Genomic DNA, 15,830 nt, shown 5'->3' on the forward strand with positions numbered 1-15,830 from the left:
AAGTGATTACGAGATGGTGTATTCCTTCCAAGGAATCTGCGAAGGGTGAAGTGCTGCAAGGAGTTTGGCCAAGTCAGTTCGACCGTGATACCGGAAAGTACCTCGGGAGTCCTGTGACGCCAGAACAAGCGGCAGTCCTGGAAAATAGCCTTGCAACGATCCGCGAGCCTTATCGGCTTCTAAGTTCGAGCTCGTGACGTGATGCTTGACGACCGCAACGGCAAAGATAACCCCTTGCTCCTTGATGACTGCGCCCTGGATTTTCATCGCTGCTGACCTCCTTGGTCACTGTGCGCCGTTTGGCGCCGATCCCGTCCCTGGCCCACCCAGGGCGGGGTTACTCCTTTGGTACCTGGGCTAGCGAAGTCGACGGCCGCGACTTGTAATTTTTGCCCTCGACTTCAATATGGCGTCGACCCTGCTCGAGCTGAGGAGCCATGCCAGCTCGAAACTGAGCATCGGAATACCAAAGCCGAATCCCCAGAGTGCGAGCAACGCGTGGTTTGCAGCTGCTGGTTTAGGTGCAAGCAGTAAACCGACTGCGTAGAGCATGGCTCCAACCAAGAACAAAACGAGAAAGGCATAGCTCCGTGCTATCTCCCTGTTGATCCTCATGCTGTCGAAGCGGATTGCCCTGATTCGCTGCAGATGCGCTTTTTCCCTGGCACGTGCCCATCCGCGAACGCTGCTCCAAGTGGTGTTGAGGACCGCTGGGAAATGACGGTGTACCAAGCGGTAAAGCCAGCTCATTAGATAGCTGACAACCGCACCAATTGCTGCGGTTATCCACGTGTCCAGGGACAGAACGGTTTCTAGCATGGCCGCTCCTTGGCGGGGATAGGAATCTACTCAGCCTTGGCGAAGCGCTTGACCATGTAGTCGAGCGCTTCCAGCTCGCTCGGGGTGACGATTTTCTGCGTAGCGATGATGGTGCGGCTGGCTGCCAGCAGCTTGCGCTTGTTCACCTCGTCGCGGAGCTTGTTGATCCGCCCGACGGCGATCTTGAAGCTGTGCAGGCTCGGCACGGGCGTGTAGCCCAGCAGGTCGTCTACCTGTTCTTGGGTGATCCGCAGATCATGGGTGAATACCTTGCAGGCAGCGGTGATGACCTTGCGCTCGGGTGCCCGCAGTTGCCCGTCGGCCTTGGCGACGTACAACAGGATGTCCAGTATCGGGAACTCCGGGTCTGTCAGACGGGCCAGGGAGTAGCGGCTCGACTTGAGATAGATGTCCCGCAGATAGGCGTGAGGTGCATCGACCACAAGGCCGGTTGCCGTATCGGTGCATTCGATGATTTTGTCGAAGCGAAATGTGCGCTGCTGTCCGCGCAGGTGGCACATGCCGGACAGCCCTGATGGGTTGTACCCCGTAACGGAGATAGCGCGCTCCGTAGTTTCGCCTAAGCCGTCATGGTAGCGAATGCGCAGCGTGGCAATGGTGTCCGGAGAGCCTTGAAGGGTGGCGCCAGGGGTGCTTGGCAGCTGGGTGTGCTTCTGCGGGATGGCTGGCTCATCTTCGACACGTTTGGATTCTGGGAAGAATTCTTCCGCGAGGATCTGCACTCCGCCGAACTTCATCCGCGAGGCCACGGCTGCAGCGATTTTGCTTGAAACAATCCGCGCATCGACGTGTGAGCGCGCCACGAACAGATAGCCGAAACGCAGGAGCGCCTTGTTCCGCTTGCCACCCAGCAGCTCGGAGATGCGGTACATAGCGTTGTGCGAGCCGACTACACACGGGCCAGTCACCTCGACATAGCGGCCTGCCATATCCAGTGGTGTCGCGGGATTGTCGAAGATCGCCGCGTACATATCCCCGAACAGCTCCTCTGGCAATTGCACCAGCTCGAACGCATCCGGCAGTGCCGCGAAGAACTGCAGCAGGCCGCGCTCTACATCATCCGACCAGCCGCCCTCGGCGGTCGCCTTGGCCAGCGCCTGGCGTAGCTGCCGGAAAGGGTACAGCGCGCAGATCCGCGGTTGCTGGTCGAGCCAGGCGGCGAGGGCAGCCGCGCGCGGCTGGTCGATATACCCACCTTCGATAGCTTGCTCAAAGACAGGGACGATCAGCTCATCCAGTGGGTGGTAGTAGTCGCTGTAGTCATGGATTGGCGGTTCGTTGAGGCGCACCTCATCCTGCTTGCGGTCGAATTCGTAGGTCATGGCCGCTCCTTGGCTACTGGGGTTATTCCTTTTCGGCCTTCAGCTTTTCACTGATCTCTTCCACCACAGCGAGTTGCTTGCGCAGCGCATCGGTTGCCTTGATGAGCTGGAGTGGCAGTGAGCTTTCAAGATCTTCTCCAGACAGTGCTTCGCGTCGAATCCTGGTCGTTATTCGCGGCTCTGACGTGTCGGCAAAGCTGGCCTCCAGGCGAGCAAGAATCTCAGCAGTCGCTGATCGCTTGTTTGCTTGGGCAGCCTCCATGACTCGATCGCGTAACTCATGCGGGATGCGGAGGTTGAACTGAGGGTCTGTCCTGCTCATTCAGCGGGTTCCGATAAACGGAACCAGAGCATGCATCACCGTGCTATTGACAGCAATGCATCACGGTTCTACATTGCGCGCCGTGTATGACGGTGGTGCATTGGAGGCGAGATGAGCAGGAAAGACCCGCAGATCAACATGAGGATTCCTGCTTCGCTCAGGGACTACCTGGCGGAGCAGGCAAAGGCGAACCATCGCAGCCAGACGGCCGAGGTGGTTTACAGGCTGGAGCAGTCGAGGGTTCAGGATGAGCAGGGAAGGCAGGCAGGCGCCTGAAATGAAGAAGCCCCGGCGTGGATCAGACGCCAGGGCTTCGATGAACGTCAAATCGGAGAGGAAATGAACGTCATGAGCAAGAATATCACAGCGGCAGCCCAAGTCATTCCGTTCCGCAAGGCCGAACTCCTGCTGATCGATCACGTCGGCGAGCCGTTCGTGCCGATGAAGCCGGTGGTGGAGGGTATGGGGCTGGCATGGTCTGGGCAGCATGAGAAGCTGTCGTCGGGCCGCTTTCAGGCAACCATCAAGGAAATCGTGATAGTTGCCGGCGACAGCAAGCAGCGCGCCATGACCTGCCTGCCGCTGCGTAAGCTCACCGGCTGGCTGATGTCGATCAGCCCGAACAAGGTCAAGCCGGAGCTGCGCGACGGCATCATCGCTTACCAGAACGAGTGCGACGACGTGCTCTGGTCCTACTGGAATGAGGGTAGGGCGGTTCGCAACGACGACCGCACCATCGATACCGTGCTCAATACCACCATCGGCACCGATGGCTTCCGCTGCCTGGCGGCTGTGGTGGAAGGCAAGGCCCGCGTCCTGCCGGCGCCGGTGCGCCGCCAGGCTAAGGCCAAGCTGTGGGCGCAGGTCCATGCAGCCTTCAGCGTGCGCCGTGCCGAGGACATCCCGGCTGCCCAACTCGACGCGGCCCGCAACTTCGTCGCCGCCTACGCCCTGGAAGGGGAGTGGCTGCCGAAGGTGAAGGAGGAAGAGTTCGTGCTCGGCTTCTACGAAGCCCAGGAGGTCTGCCACTTGGTCCATCACGCCATCTGGTGCGTCTACCGCTGGGATAGCAGCATCGCTGCCGGCGTGAAGGCTATGAACTATCCGGTCTGGCTCGACGCCTTCGAGCACTTCCAGGAGGCGAGACGCTCCGCTCGCAGGATTGAGCACATGATGCCCCAGATTCTCGACCACTTCCGCGGGAAGCATGGCGGCCTGCTGCCGGAGGATTGTGCTGCTCGCTGTGTTGCTGCATAGAGCTCGATCACTATCCTGAATCCAGCCTGGTGAGAGGCCCGGCACACACATCGATCACGCTGGTTCAGGAAGGGCTTGCAAACCAGTGAGCGCATGAGCGATCATTTGTCCATCCTGCCGATCTTGCGCGTTAAGGATCGGCGATGACTTCGGGGAGTAAACGGTTCGATTCCGGCAGCTATGTCGGCTACCCAAATGGCAGTGCTGTTCGTCTCGGCGGTCTTGATGACCGCGCTTCCAATGACTCCAGATCTGCTGACCGCAACGGCTCAATTTGCGAACGAGGGTAGTTTGATGATGAAAGAAATTGGTGTGATTCTGCTTCAACCGGTAACTTCGACCATTTCCGCCATCTGGTGTAGCTGCATCGCTGCTGGTGCAGTGCCCCGCTCCATCTGAGGCTTGAGCCTCATCAACAGCCCCGGTGCTGAGTGATCAGCCCGGGGCTTTTTCGTGGATCCACGAAAATGATCTTCGCCTAAACGTGGCGCAACACACCAAAGAGCCTCGCCATCGTGCGGGGCTTTGTCGTTTCTGGAGCATTCGATGAGCAATCAGCACCGCATCCTTGTCGGTCATCAGGTCAACCCGGCCAATGACACCCTGACCGTCGCCGTCCTCGACAGGCCAGGCAGAGGTGGCGCCTGCCACGCATACCAGGTCTCTGGCGCCAACATGGCCCGCCACCCTTTCATGCGCCAGGCCGTGCGCGAGTTTGCGGGCTCTGACCTATCGGACGCCCAGGTCGACGCCGCCTTTGCGCAGGCCTCCGACGGCGACACTTCCTCGCTGATCCTGTTCCAGGATGGCCCCATCGCCGAGGCCGGCGTGAACGGCGTCACCCATGAGGTGCTGCTGGCGATTCTGATCGACCGCCTGGAGGGCTTCCAGGCTGGCCCCTATGCCTGCGAGGCCAACTCAAAGGCGCTGGAGCACATCAAGTACGCCCAGCAGCGCCTCCTTGAGCGCACCCGTCAGCGTATGGCGCGCGGCATGGAAGGAACGCACAAGGTCTAGCGCACCAGTTCGGCCCCTCCGCACCTTTGCTCCCCGGCGGGCGCGTGTAGCGGGCCACCTATCACTGCCCGCAGGGCTATCGAGATGAAGACCATGCCCGAGAAAGACCCTGCGCTTTTGGCGGCTGCGCTGATCATGCTGCGCGACCACGGCTTCGCCGGCCTGCTGGCTTTTGTGCTGTCCTGGCTGCGAATTCGCTTCGACGCCAAGGAGACCGACCCGGCCCGCCAGCTGATAGAGGCCAGCCTCGGCGGCGTGCTCGCGTTCGTTATCGGCCTGGCCTGCGAGAAGCTGGGCCTGTCAGGCGGCTGGAGCTACGTCGCGGCGGGCTTCGTCGGGACGATGGGCGTCAACCAGGTGCGCAGCCTCGCCGGCAAGTGGGCGCAGCGCAAGGTGGATGGCTGATGAACGGCCAGCTCACAGGGCGCGTTGGCTTTCGGCGCGGATTGTTCGGTCGTCTGGTTCCGCAGGTCGGGGTCTTACGGGGCGGGTACTCGCCGATCCCGCCGCGGCCTGGCGTTGAGTACAAGCCCCAGGCGCGAGCAGTGTGGTGAGACGCTGTCGCCGCTGACGTCTTGGCGCTCGATTGAGATGATCGGGCGTATGACGCACCTGCTGCCGACGCGCAGTCCACTGCAAGATTGGCGCGCACGCCCTGATGCAGACGTTTCAATCTCTGTGATTCAATAGCCCAGGTTTCCGCACTCCCTTCGACGTCTGAGGTGGCGCGGACTGTGCTTGGAGTTTATACAGGGACTTTTCATGAAATTTTCGGCTTTTACAGACCAGCAGCTATCAAGTGTTTCTTCAATGCAGCGAGCAGCGCAGCAGATTAAAATTACTGCCGTTGAGGTAATGCGCTGTATTCAGATGGAGCTTGATCGCTACCCGAAGGATGAACAGTCTGGGATATTGAGTGCGCTGGGTGATGACAGAGTATCTCTTAAGATCTCCACGCCCTTCGGTGAGGGACGCTGCCGGCTGGAGTTGATCTCTGACGGACATGAGGTTTGTGGTCGGTATGTGGTTGAGAAAGCTTATCTGAGCGAGGCCGATGCTACTGTCTGGAAGGCCGTGTGGGCGTTGCGAGTCTCAAGGAGAGAGGAAGTAATGCTCGGCGATGATGGATGTTGGCAGGACATGTATGAGGCGGCTGATTTGTTGCGTAGAGCAGCGGCATCAATTATTTATGCAATTGCGGAAAGCACAGCCGCCTGAAATTGATACCAATAACCCCGCTTCGGCGGGGTTTTTTATTGTTGCGTCATGACTGGTTTTTGGGCTGCGATTGGAGAGGGGCCGAGCCTGTGAAGATCCAGATCAAGGGCCTTGAGCGCCTCCGCCAGTCGCTCGACCTGGACGAACTGCTGGCCAAGGACTTCGGGCCGCGTGCGGTAGTGGATGCGATCAACCACACGGCGTTCGCTGTGCGTAAGGTGCTGCAGTCGGAGATGACCGAGGTGTTCGACCGGCCGACGCCCTGGACGCTGAAGAGCCTGCAGGTGAAGCAGGCCAAGGTCGGCAGCGGCAAGACGGTCGAGGATGCGGCGATCTACGTCAGCGACTACGCGGCGTCGAAGGACAACGCGCCAGAGGCGTGGTTGAAGTCTGAGGTATATGGCGGCCCGCGCAGATCCAAGCGGCTCGAGGAGGCGCTCAGGTATTACGGGATTCTGCCGCCTGGGCATATGGTCATGCCTGGCAAGGGGGCGCGCCTCGATGCCTACGGCAACTTCAGCAAGGGGCATATGTCGCAGCTGCTCTCCGGTCTTGGTGCCGCAGAGATGAAGGCTGGTCTGACAGCCAACGCCAGTGAGAACAAGCGATCGCTGGTCAAGGGTAACGCCAAGGCGTTCTTCGTGATCCGCCGCGGCAAGACGGCCATCGGCATCGCCGAGCGGCGCGGCAAGACGATGGAGCTCGTGCTGGTGTTCATCCGCAAGACGGATTACACGCAGCGCTTCCGGTTCCACGAGATCGTCGAGAAGATCGCCAACCGCTACCTGCTGCTCAACCTCGACGAGGCCATCGTCAAGGCGATTGGGTGAGATATGCACCAATGCGGTGCGTTTTTGGGTGCCGAAAGACTCGAAAAAGTCTGCGGGTCCTCCCAGGGGGGTAGGGGCCTGAGGGTGATTGGAGCCTCGCGTCTTCCCTATGTATGAACTTTTTCCGGGGGTTGGTTGTTGTTTTGTCGAATCGTTGGAGGCCGCGCCGTGCGGGACTTTCGCCTTTCTAATACATCAACTTGCTCCCCTTTTCGCGACCAGTCGCCCCAGCGAGGTAGCCAGGCCACCTGAATCCGAGGCAGACCATGGACAAACAGCCCCACTGGCTCAACAAGAGCGACATGGCGGCCAGCCTCGGCATCAGCGTGCAGGCCTTCGACAAGTGGGGGGTGAAGCCGGTCGCGCGCATCGGTCGGGAGGCCTTGTTCGACGCGCGCTCGGTGGTCGACAACCGCCTCGCCCAGGCCGCCAAGAAGTACACGCCTGCTGGCGCGGACGGCGAGGGCATAGATCCGCTCGCCGAGCAGAAGCTCACGCAGGAGCGGCTGCGCCTGACAGCGGCCATGGCCGACTCCCAAGAGCTGAAGAACGAGGTCAAGCGCGCGCGCCTGGTTCCGGTCGAATTCGCCGTGTTCGCCCTGTCGCGCATGGCCGCGCAAGTTGGCTCGCTGCTCGACACCATCCCTCTGAAGCTGCGGCGCAAGCACCCAGACCTCGATGTTCGCCACATCGAATCGCTGCAGCGCGAGATCGCTGTTACCCGTAACGCCGCCGCAGAACTGGGCGACCTACTGCCGGGCCTGCTCGATGAGTACCTCGAAAACCTGGATGAATGAACTTCGCCGGGCGGTCTCGCTCGGCCTGCAGGCCCTGTACAAGGAACCGCCGCTGACGGCTGTCGAATGGGCCGACAAGCACTTCTACCTGTCGAGCGAATCGAGCTACCAGGAAGGCAGGTGGGAGACCGCCCCGTTCCAGCGGGCCATCCTCAACGCCATGGGCAACGACCTGATCAGGGTCGTCAACGTCCTCAAGTCCGCGCGAATGGGCTACACCAAGCTGCTCTGCGCGAACATCGGCTACAAGCTCCAGCACAAGAAGCGCAATGTGCTCAGCTGGCTGCCGACCGATGGCGACGCCGAAGGCTTCATGAAGCGGCACATCGAGACCTTCATCCGCGACGTGCCCGTACTGCTGGCACTCGCGCCCTGGCACGGCAAGAAACACCGCGACAGCACCCTCGAAGCCAAATGCTTCGCCAACCGCAAGATGTACTGGTGCCTTGGCGGCAAGGCCGCGAGGAACTACCGCGAGAAGTCGCCCGACGAAGTCATCTATGACGAGCTGAGTAAGTTTGACGCCGACATTGAGGGCGAGGGCTCGCCGACCTTCCTAGGCGACAAACGACTCGAAGGCGCGACCTTCCAGAAATCGATCCGCGGCTCGACGCTCGGCGTGGCCGGCGAGTGCCAGATCAGCAAGGCCGCCGAAGAATCGCCGCACCTGCTGCGCTACCACATTCCGTGCCCGAACTGCGGCGGCGAGCAAACCCTCCGGTGGGGCGGCAAGGACTGCGCGTTCGGCATCAAGTACGAAACCAATGCCCTCGGCGAAGCGGACAAGGCCTGGTACCTGTGCGAGCACGCCGCCTGCGTCATCGAGAACTACCAGGCCGTCGAGGCGGCGAAAGAAGGCCGCTGGATCTGCGAGCGCACTGGCATCTGGACCCGCGACGGTATGGAGTGGTTCGGCGCCGATCGCGAGCCGATCGCCACCCCACGCAGCCTCAGCTTCCACATCTGGACTGCCTACAGCCCGTTCACCACCTGGCTCGCCATCGTCGACGAGTGGCTCAAGGTCAAGGGCGACCGCGAGCGCCTGATCACCTTCACCAACACCACCCTCGGCGAAGTGTGGGCGGAGGACCAGGGCGAAAAACTCGACTGGGAAGTCCTCCACGGACGCCGCGAAATCTGGCCGGGCGAAGTACCCGGCCGCGCCGTCGTGCTGATGGGCGGCATCGACACCCAGGACGACCGCTACGAAGGCCGCGTCTGGGCATTCGGCGCTGGCGAAGAGGCCTGGCTGGTCCGCCGCTTCATCCTCACCGGCGACCCGGCCAGCGAGGAACTGCGCCGCAAGGTTGGCATCGAGATCCGCCGCCAGTTCACCCGCATCGACGGCGAGGTCATGGCCGTCACCCGCTGGTGCTGGGACGCCGGCGGCCACTACGCCGACGAAGTTCACGCCGAGAGCCGCCGCCACGGCGTGCACTGGGTCATCCCCATCTTCGGGGCCAGCACCTATGGAAAGCCCATCGCCCGGTTCCCGCGCAAACGGGACAAGCAACAGCGCACATACAAGACCGAAGTCGGCACCGACAACGCCAAGGAACTGATCCTCAGCCGCCTCAAACAGCCGGTCGATCACGGCAAGAGCAACGCCTGGGAGCCGCAGCCCGGCGTCATCCACCTGCCGGCCAACAACGACATATGCGACGAGACCGAACTCAAGCAGCTCACCGCCGAAAGCAAGGTGCCCAAGATCGTCAAGGGCCAGCGGGTCTACCGCTGGGACGCCAAGGGCCGCCGCAACGAAGCGCTCGACTGCCTGGTGTACGCCACCGCCGCCCTGCGCATCAGCCAGCAGCGCTTCGGCCTCGACCTCGAAGCCCTGGCCTGCGCCGAAGCTCGGCCGGTCGCCGGCGAAGTGCTGGACAAGGTCAAGGCGCTCAAGCCCCTGCGCAAGAAGGAACAGCCCGCGCCGAAACCCCAGGCGCCCGCCCCAGAAGCCCCGCCGGCCTATCCCAGCTGGCTCAAGATCGGAAACGACCCATGGCTATGACCCAAGCCGAAAGCATGGTCCAGAAGTACATCGAGGCCGAAGTCGCCGTGCTCGAAGGGCGCAGCGTCAGCTTCTCCGGCCGCACCCTGACCATGGAAAACCTCAGCGAGATCCGCACCGGCCGCCTGCAGTGGGAACGGCGCGTCGCCGCCGAACAGGCCCGCGCCCGCGGCCAGAGCGGCGGCCACAGCCTGGCGGAGTTCCAATGAACCTCATCGACCGACTGCTCGCGCCAATCGCGCCCGGTATCGTGGTGCGCCGGCTCGCCGCCCAGCAGGCCATCAAGGCCTATGAAGCGGCCAAGCCCAGCCGTACCCACAAGGGCAAGGGCCAGACCCGCAGCGCCGACCTGTCCCTGCAGCACGACGCCAGGTCCCTGCGCGCCCAGTGCCGCAAGCTCGACGAAGACCACGACATCGTCACTGGCCTGTTCGACAGGCTGGAGGAGCGCGTGGTCGGTGGTGCCGGAATCGGCATAGAGCCGCTGCCGCTGACCTACGCCGGCGAGGTTCACACCGAGTTCGCCGCCGCGATCAAGGCCGCCTGGTCCGAATGGTCCCTGCGCCCCGAGTGCTCTGCCGAGCTGACCCGCCCGCAGATGGAACGGCTGATCTGTCGCACCTGGCTGCGCGACGGCGAGGCCCTGGCCCAGAAGCTGCGCGGCAAGATCCCCAACTACCAGCACCCCGGCGCGATCCCCTTCTCGCTGGAGCTGCTGGAACCCGACTACCTGCCCTGGGAGTACAACGACGAAGGCCGCGGCATCGTCCAGGGCATCGAGCGCGACGCCTGGCGGCGCAAGCGCGCCTACCACCTGCTCAAGCAGCACCCGGGAGGCCTCGGCGGCTATGCCCTCAGCCTGCAGACCAAACGGGTCGAGGCCGACAGCATCATCCACATCGCCTACCGCAAGCGCATCGGCCAGAACCGCGGCGTGCCGCTGCTGCATGCCGCGCTTATCCGCCTCGCCGACCTAAAGGACTACGAAGAAAGCGAACGCGTCGCTGCCCGCATCAGCGCAGCCCTGGCCATGTACATCAAGAAGGGCGACCCCGAGCAGTACGTCAGGCCGCAGGACGGCCAAGCGCCGGTGCGCCGCAGCTTCCCCATCGCTCCGGGCATGGTCTTCGACGACCTGCTGCCCGGCGAAGAGATCGGCACCATCGCCAGCAACCGGCCGAGCACCGTGCTCGAGGGCTTCCGCAACGGCCAGTTGCGCGCGATCGCCGCTTCCGGGCGCAGCGCCTACTCGACGGTGGCCCGCAGCTACGACGGCACCTACAGCGCCCAGCGGCAGGAACTGGTCGAGGCCCAGCTTGGTTACGACCTGCTGCAGCACGAGTTCATCGACTACTGGTGTCGGCCGGTGTACCGCGAGTGGCTGGCCATGGCCATGCTCAGCGGCGCCCTCAAGGTGCCCGCCGACGTCGACCCGAGCACTGTCTACGCCGCGGTCTACCAGGGGCCGGTCATGCCCTGGATCAACCCGCAGCACGAAGCCAACGCATGGGAGCTGCTGGTCAAGGCCGGCTTCGCCGACGAGGCCGAGGTCGCCCGCGCCCGCGGACGCAACCCGCAGGAACTCAAGAAGTCCCGCGAGGCCGAGATCAAGACCAATCGTGAAAAGGGGCTGGTGTTCAGCTCCGACGCCTCCCACGACGGCAAGGCCAAGGATGGCCTGTCCCCGGTCGAGGCGGTGCAAAAGGCCTACCTCGGCGTCGGCAAGATGATCACCGCCGACGAGGCCCGCGAGCTGGTCAACCAGGTCGGCGGCAACCTGCCCATCCCGGGTCCGGACTTCACCGAGTCCTGACCCGTATTACCCGTAACAGTCACCACAACAGGAGGCACCCATGGGGAGCCATCAGCGCCCGCTGCTCGAGCCGCGGGCCAGCATCCGCACGCCTGCGGTCGACGCCAAGAGCTGGTACCGCATCAACGCCCGCGCCGGCGGCGATGTGGAAATCGAGCTGTACGGCGACATCGGCGACTACGGCGTCAGCGCCAAGTCGTTTGCCCAGGAGCTGCGCGACAAGGGCGCCATGCAGGCAAAGCGCGTAGACGTGCGCATGCACAGCTACGGCGGCAGCGTCCTCGACGGTTTCGTCATCTACAACCTGATGCGCGGCCTGCCCGGCGATGTGCACGGCTGGGTCGACGGTGTGGCCGCCTCAATGATGTCGGTGGTGGCCATGGCCTGCAACACCCTGCACATGCCGGAAAACGCCTGGCTGATGATCCACAAGCCATGGGGCGGGCAGGTCGGCGACGCCGACGACATGCGCGATTACGCCGACTTCCTGGATCGCAACGAGAAGAACCTGCTGGCTGCCTACAGCCGCAAGAGCGGCAAGAGCGAGGACGAGATCCGCGCAATGCTCAAGCCGGAAACCTGGCTCAGTGGCAACGACGCCGTCGCCGCCGGCTTTGCCGATGAAATGACCGAGCCGCTTGCCGCGGCTGCACAACTCACGTCCCAACGATTCAAGGAGTTTGCCAACATGCCCGAACAACTGCAGGCCCTGCTCGCACCGCGCGCCCAGGCCACCACCGTGCCGGCCGCTCCGGCTGCCCAAGCGACTGCGTCGGCCGCCGCTGCCCCTGCTGCCGCTCCGGTTACCTCCGCTGCCCCGGCTGCCGCGGCTCCCCAGGCTGCCGTCCCGGCCGCTCCGGCGCCCGCCGCCCAGGCCCCGGACGCCGCAGCCATCCGCGCCCAACTGATCGCCGAGGAGAACCAGCGCCGTCAGGGCATCAGCGCCCTGTTCCAACCGTTCGCCGCCCACCCCGACCTGCTGCAGGAATGCCTCGGCGACATGAACACCAGCGTCGCCCAAGCCCAGGCTAAGTTGCTCGCCAAGCTCGGCGAGGGTACCACCCCGACCGCCCCGGCCGCCGTCATCCACGCCGGCAACGGCAACTTGGTCGGTGACTCCGTGCGCAACTCCGTCGAGGCGCGCATCGGTCTGATCAAGGCCGAGAAGGACAACAAGTTCGTCGGCATGCCGCTGGCCGAACTTGCCCGCGCCTCGCTGCTCCACCGCGGCATCGGCATCTCCGGACAGGACCGCATGGGCATCGTCGGCCTGGCCTTCACCCACAGCAGCAGCGACTTCGGCCACATCCTCGGTGACATTGCCAACAAGTCCATGCTCAAGGGCTACCAGGAAGCCGAAGAGACCTTCCAGAAGTGGACCGCCAAGGGCACCCTGACCGACTTCAAGCCCACCAAGCGCGTCGACCTGACCAGCTTCCCCAACCTGACTAAGGTCGACGAAGGCGCCGAGTACACCCACGCCACCATGGGCGACCGCGCCGAGAGCATCGTGCTCGCCACCTACGGCAAGCTGTTCAGCATCACCCGCCAGGTGGTCATCAACGACGACCTCAGCGCGCTGGACCGCATCCCGCGCTCCATGGGCCGCGCCGCCATCCGCACCGTCGGCGACCTGGTCTATGCCGTGCTCGGCAGCAATCCGAAGATGAGCGACGGCAAGGCCCTGTTCCACGCGGACCACGGCAACCTGCTCAGCCCGGCCGCGGCCCTGTCGGTCGGTCGCATCGACGCCGCCCTGTCGGCCATGCAAGTCCAGGAGGAGGGCGATGCCATCCTCAACATCATGGCCAAGTACATGCTGGTCCCGGTTGCCCTTCGTTCCACCGCCAACGCACTGGTGACTGCCGAGTTCGACCCGGCCAACGCCAACGCCAAGGTGCCGAACCCGGTGCGCGGCCTGGTCGAAGTGATCGCCGACGCCCGCCTCGACAAGCAGTCGAAGCTCAACACCTACTTCGCCGCCGACCCGGGCATTCACGACACCATCGAAGTGGCTTACCTCGACGGCAACGAACAGCCCTACATGGAGCAGCAGCAGGGCTTCACCGTCGACGGCGCGACCTTCAAGGTCCGCATGGACGCCGGCGTCGCCCCGATGTCCTGGCGCACCATCAACAAGGCGCTCGGCGCCTGATCTGATGGCCTGACCCCATAGCCCCGCCCGCGCGGGGCTTTTCATTTCCGCCCCTGAGGATCGATCCCCATGGCCAAGAACTTCATCCAGGACGGCAACGTCCTGCCCCTGATTGCCCCAGTTGGTGGCGTCCTCTCCGGCGGCATCTACGCCATCGGCACGCTGGTAGTGATCGCCAACGGCGACGCTGCCGAAGGCGAGACCTTCCAGGGCCACGCGTCCGGCGTCTGGAGTGTCCCGGCCGATACCGGCCTTGCCGCCGGCGCAACCGTCGGCCTGCTCGCCGGCGAGCTGGTAGCGGCCGCCACCGCCGAGGCTGTTGCCTGCGGAAAGCTGGTTACCGCTGAATCCGGCGGCTATGCCAGTGTCCGCCTCAGCAACTGATGGCCGGAAACTTCGCCAACCTGATGGGCCGACTGCATCGCGTCGGCCTGCCCCGTCTCGCTGACAGCGTGGTCGACCATCTCGACGCCCAGGGAGCCACCTTGGTCGCCGGGCTCGATGCCATGGTCGACCGCGACGTCGAGCGCCTCGACCAGGGCCGCCTCGAGCGGGCCGTGACTGTCACGGTCAGCAAGTCCTCCCTGCAGCCCTTCGACCGCAAGGGTGCCTACCGCGTCAACGGCGAGGTGTTTGTAATCACAGACATCGCCAGCGATGACGGCCACCTCATCAGCTTCTTCGTGAAGGTCCGCAAATGACCCTACTGATCGACATGCAGTCGGCGATCAACGCCGCCCTGCTGGAGCGACTCGCCAGCGTGCCGGACTTCGGCGCCCTGGTGGTCGAGGACGAGGTTCTGCGCATCATCGATGCCGACGACGACAGCCTTCCTGACGACCTGATCGTCGTGCAGCCCGGTCAGAGTGAAGTGGTTGAGGACCCCGGCTTCGGCAGCTGCACCGAAAAGGTCAGCGTCAACATCGTGCTGATGACTCGCCGGGACAACTTCCCGGCGCTGCTGCGTGCGGGTCGCCTCGGCGTCAAGGTCGCACTGAGCGAGTACCGCCGCTGGCTTGGTCTGCAAGGTGTGACCCGGTTCGACTGGCAGGCCGAAACGCCCATGCCAGCCGGCGACGGCCACAGCTGGTCGTGCCGTGTCATGCCGCTGCAGATCACTTACACCCAGCACCTCAAGTAACCCCACGGGAGACCCCCCATGATCCATGCCCAGGACCGTTCCCTTATCGGCCACGGTGTCGTTGGCACCAAGCCCTTCCAGTCCCGCCGCGGCTTCGGCGAGGTCGGCAACAGCAACGAGCTGAAGCTCGCCCACGCCACCGAAGAAAAGGCCCTGCCGAACTACCGCACCGGTGTCGGCAACAACAACAGCGTCACCCGCATCACCGCCGTGACCGGCAGCTTCACCCTGTACGACGTGACCCCGCCCAACCTCGCCCTGCTGCTCAACGCCAAGGTCAAGGGCGTGGCTGCCGGCGCCGTCGCTGGCGAGGTCCACCCGACCGCAGGTGAGGCGGGCGAGCACGTCGTCTTCGCCAACCTGGTAGACACCAGCGCCGATGCCACCGTCAAAGCCCTGCCAGCCACTGGAGACGCCATCGCAACTGAAGGCAATGGCGGTGATGGCACGCTGAACAACGGCACTGATGGCAAGGTTTCCACCAGTGGCGTGGCCGCCGGCACCTACACCGTCACCCTCAGCAGCGCGTCTGCGTTCACCGTCACCAAGTCGGGCGGCACGGTGATCGGCAGCGGCACGGTCGGCGAGGAGTTCAGTGCCGGCGGCTTCAATTTCACCGTCACGGCAGGCACGACCCAGTTCATCGCCGACGACACCTTCACCATCACCGTGGCCGCGGGCACCGAGGTCGAGGCTGGCATCGACTACCTGCTGACCTCCTATGGCCTGCAGATCACCGCCAACTCGCGCATCGGCGCCTCCGGCATCAGCGTCGACTACGCGCGCGTAGAGGCCAGCGTGGTCGAGGTGTTCAAGGCGGCGTCCGTTGAGCAGACCATGCACTTCGCCGGCCTCAACGACGCACAGAATGGCGAGCCCTACGACGCCACCCTGCACCGCGTGAAGTTCAAGACCATCGCCGAGCTGTCGCTATCCAGCACCGAGTACGTCGGCCTGGCCGTGACCTTCGAGTGCATGCAGGACTACACCCGCACCGGCGACGAACTGTCGCAGTTCTACACCCTGCGGCAGGTGAATAAGGCGGCGTAAGTCGCCAAGGCTCCCGCCTGCAGCTTGGGCGGGAGCAACGGCCGTTACAGTAACGGCCAA

The 15,830-nt window shown here is 63.7% G+C and carries 20 protein-coding genes; 16 read left to right on the forward strand and 4 right to left on the reverse strand.

Going from position 1 to position 15,830, the window contains the following annotated elements:
* Window positions 1-6: 6 nt before the first annotated feature.
* From BMZ19_RS14310 to BMZ19_RS14325, 4 genes are all read right to left on the reverse strand, one after another.
* Window positions 7-267, reverse strand: a complete 261-nt coding sequence (locus BMZ19_RS14310) for a hypothetical protein (RefSeq protein ID WP_090312011.1) — start codon at window positions 265-267, stop codon at window positions 7-9.
* Window positions 268-357: 90 nt separating this feature from the next.
* The gene (locus tag BMZ19_RS14315) at window positions 358-819 is read right to left on the reverse strand and encodes a hypothetical protein (protein WP_090312013.1); all 462 of its coding nucleotides are present in this window, start codon (window positions 817-819) and stop codon (window positions 358-360) included.
* A 26-nt stretch (window positions 820-845) separates the two neighbouring features.
* On the reverse strand, window positions 846-2,162 hold the full coding sequence (locus BMZ19_RS14320; protein ID WP_090312014.1) for a hypothetical protein: 1,317 nt from the start codon (window positions 2,160-2,162) through the stop codon (window positions 846-848).
* Between the two features lie 22 nt (window positions 2,163-2,184).
* Complete coding sequence (locus tag BMZ19_RS14325) at window positions 2,185-2,484, reverse strand: Arc family DNA-binding protein (protein ID WP_090312016.1); 300 nt, start codon at window positions 2,482-2,484, stop codon at window positions 2,185-2,187.
* A gap of 111 nt (window positions 2,485-2,595) precedes the next feature.
* Here BMZ19_RS14325 and BMZ19_RS14330 point away from each other — a divergent pair, with 111 nt between their 5' ends.
* From BMZ19_RS14330 to BMZ19_RS14400, 16 genes are all read left to right on the forward strand, one after another.
* Complete coding sequence (locus BMZ19_RS14330; protein WP_090312017.1) at window positions 2,596-2,760, forward strand: Arc family DNA-binding protein; 165 nt, start codon at window positions 2,596-2,598, stop codon at window positions 2,758-2,760.
* Between the two features lie 72 nt (window positions 2,761-2,832).
* Window positions 2,833-3,741 (forward strand): phage antirepressor N-terminal domain-containing protein, encoded by a 909-nt coding sequence (locus BMZ19_RS14335; protein ID WP_244517235.1) that lies wholly within the window; start codon window positions 2,833-2,835, stop codon window positions 3,739-3,741.
* Between the two features lie 195 nt (window positions 3,742-3,936).
* On the forward strand, window positions 3,937-4,140 hold the full coding sequence (locus BMZ19_RS22200; protein WP_139214685.1) for a hypothetical protein: 204 nt from the start codon (window positions 3,937-3,939) through the stop codon (window positions 4,138-4,140).
* 147 nt (window positions 4,141-4,287) lie between these two features.
* A complete protein-coding gene (locus BMZ19_RS14340) occupies window positions 4,288-4,758 on the forward strand; it encodes an Acb2/Tad1 domain-containing protein (protein WP_090312020.1) in 471 nt (156 codons plus the stop codon).
* Window positions 4,759-4,851: 93 nt separating this feature from the next.
* Window positions 4,852-5,163 carry a phage holin, lambda family gene (locus BMZ19_RS14345; RefSeq protein WP_244517236.1) on the forward strand — a complete coding sequence of 104 codons (312 nt, stop codon included), beginning with the start codon at window positions 4,852-4,854 and terminating at the stop codon, window positions 5,161-5,163.
* 357 nt (window positions 5,164-5,520) lie between these two features.
* Window positions 5,521-5,976 carry a hypothetical protein gene (locus BMZ19_RS14350; protein WP_139214686.1) on the forward strand — a complete coding sequence of 152 codons (456 nt, stop codon included), beginning with the start codon at window positions 5,521-5,523 and terminating at the stop codon, window positions 5,974-5,976.
* An 89-nt stretch (window positions 5,977-6,065) separates the two neighbouring features.
* Complete coding sequence (locus BMZ19_RS14355; RefSeq protein ID WP_090312025.1) at window positions 6,066-6,806, forward strand: hypothetical protein; 741 nt, start codon at window positions 6,066-6,068, stop codon at window positions 6,804-6,806.
* A 266-nt stretch (window positions 6,807-7,072) separates the two neighbouring features.
* Window positions 7,073-7,603: a terminase small subunit gene (locus tag BMZ19_RS14360; RefSeq protein WP_244517237.1), complete on the forward strand. Its 531-nt coding sequence runs from the start codon at window positions 7,073-7,075 to the stop codon at window positions 7,601-7,603.
* Window positions 7,575-9,611 carry a phage terminase large subunit family protein gene (locus BMZ19_RS14365; RefSeq protein ID WP_090312027.1) on the forward strand — a complete coding sequence of 679 codons (2,037 nt, stop codon included), beginning with the start codon at window positions 7,575-7,577 and terminating at the stop codon, window positions 9,609-9,611. The genes BMZ19_RS14360 and BMZ19_RS14365 overlap by 29 nt, the downstream gene beginning before the upstream one ends.
* Window positions 9,602-9,820 carry a primosomal replication protein PriB/PriC domain protein gene (locus BMZ19_RS14370; protein WP_090312028.1) on the forward strand — a complete coding sequence of 73 codons (219 nt, stop codon included), beginning with the start codon at window positions 9,602-9,604 and terminating at the stop codon, window positions 9,818-9,820. Before BMZ19_RS14365 ends, BMZ19_RS14370 begins: the two co-directional genes overlap by 10 nt.
* Entirely contained in the window at window positions 9,817-11,424 is a 1,608-nt protein-coding gene (locus BMZ19_RS14375; RefSeq protein ID WP_090312030.1) for a phage portal protein, read from the forward strand. Before BMZ19_RS14370 ends, BMZ19_RS14375 begins: the two co-directional genes overlap by 4 nt.
* A gap of 40 nt (window positions 11,425-11,464) precedes the next feature.
* The gene (locus BMZ19_RS14380; RefSeq protein WP_090312031.1) at window positions 11,465-13,579 is read left to right on the forward strand and encodes a ClpP-like prohead protease/major capsid protein fusion protein; all 2,115 of its coding nucleotides are present in this window, start codon (window positions 11,465-11,467) and stop codon (window positions 13,577-13,579) included.
* A gap of 69 nt (window positions 13,580-13,648) precedes the next feature.
* Window positions 13,649-13,963 carry a capsid cement protein gene (locus BMZ19_RS14385; protein ID WP_090312033.1) on the forward strand — a complete coding sequence of 105 codons (315 nt, stop codon included), beginning with the start codon at window positions 13,649-13,651 and terminating at the stop codon, window positions 13,961-13,963.
* Window positions 13,963-14,280: a hypothetical protein gene (locus BMZ19_RS14390; RefSeq protein WP_090312034.1), complete on the forward strand. Its 318-nt coding sequence runs from the start codon at window positions 13,963-13,965 to the stop codon at window positions 14,278-14,280. The genes BMZ19_RS14385 and BMZ19_RS14390 overlap by 1 nt, the downstream gene beginning before the upstream one ends.
* The gene (locus tag BMZ19_RS14395) at window positions 14,277-14,720 is read left to right on the forward strand and encodes a hypothetical protein (RefSeq protein WP_090312035.1); all 444 of its coding nucleotides are present in this window, start codon (window positions 14,277-14,279) and stop codon (window positions 14,718-14,720) included. The genes BMZ19_RS14390 and BMZ19_RS14395 overlap by 4 nt, the downstream gene beginning before the upstream one ends.
* A gap of 18 nt (window positions 14,721-14,738) precedes the next feature.
* Window positions 14,739-15,770: a hypothetical protein gene (locus BMZ19_RS14400; protein ID WP_090312037.1), complete on the forward strand. Its 1,032-nt coding sequence runs from the start codon at window positions 14,739-14,741 to the stop codon at window positions 15,768-15,770.
* Window positions 15,771-15,830: the final 60 nt, after the last annotated feature.

The sequence above is a fragment of the Pseudomonas linyingensis genome, assembly GCF_900109175.1.
In the GTDB taxonomy this organism is placed as follows: Bacteria; Pseudomonadota; Gammaproteobacteria; order Pseudomonadales; family Pseudomonadaceae; genus Geopseudomonas; species Geopseudomonas linyingensis.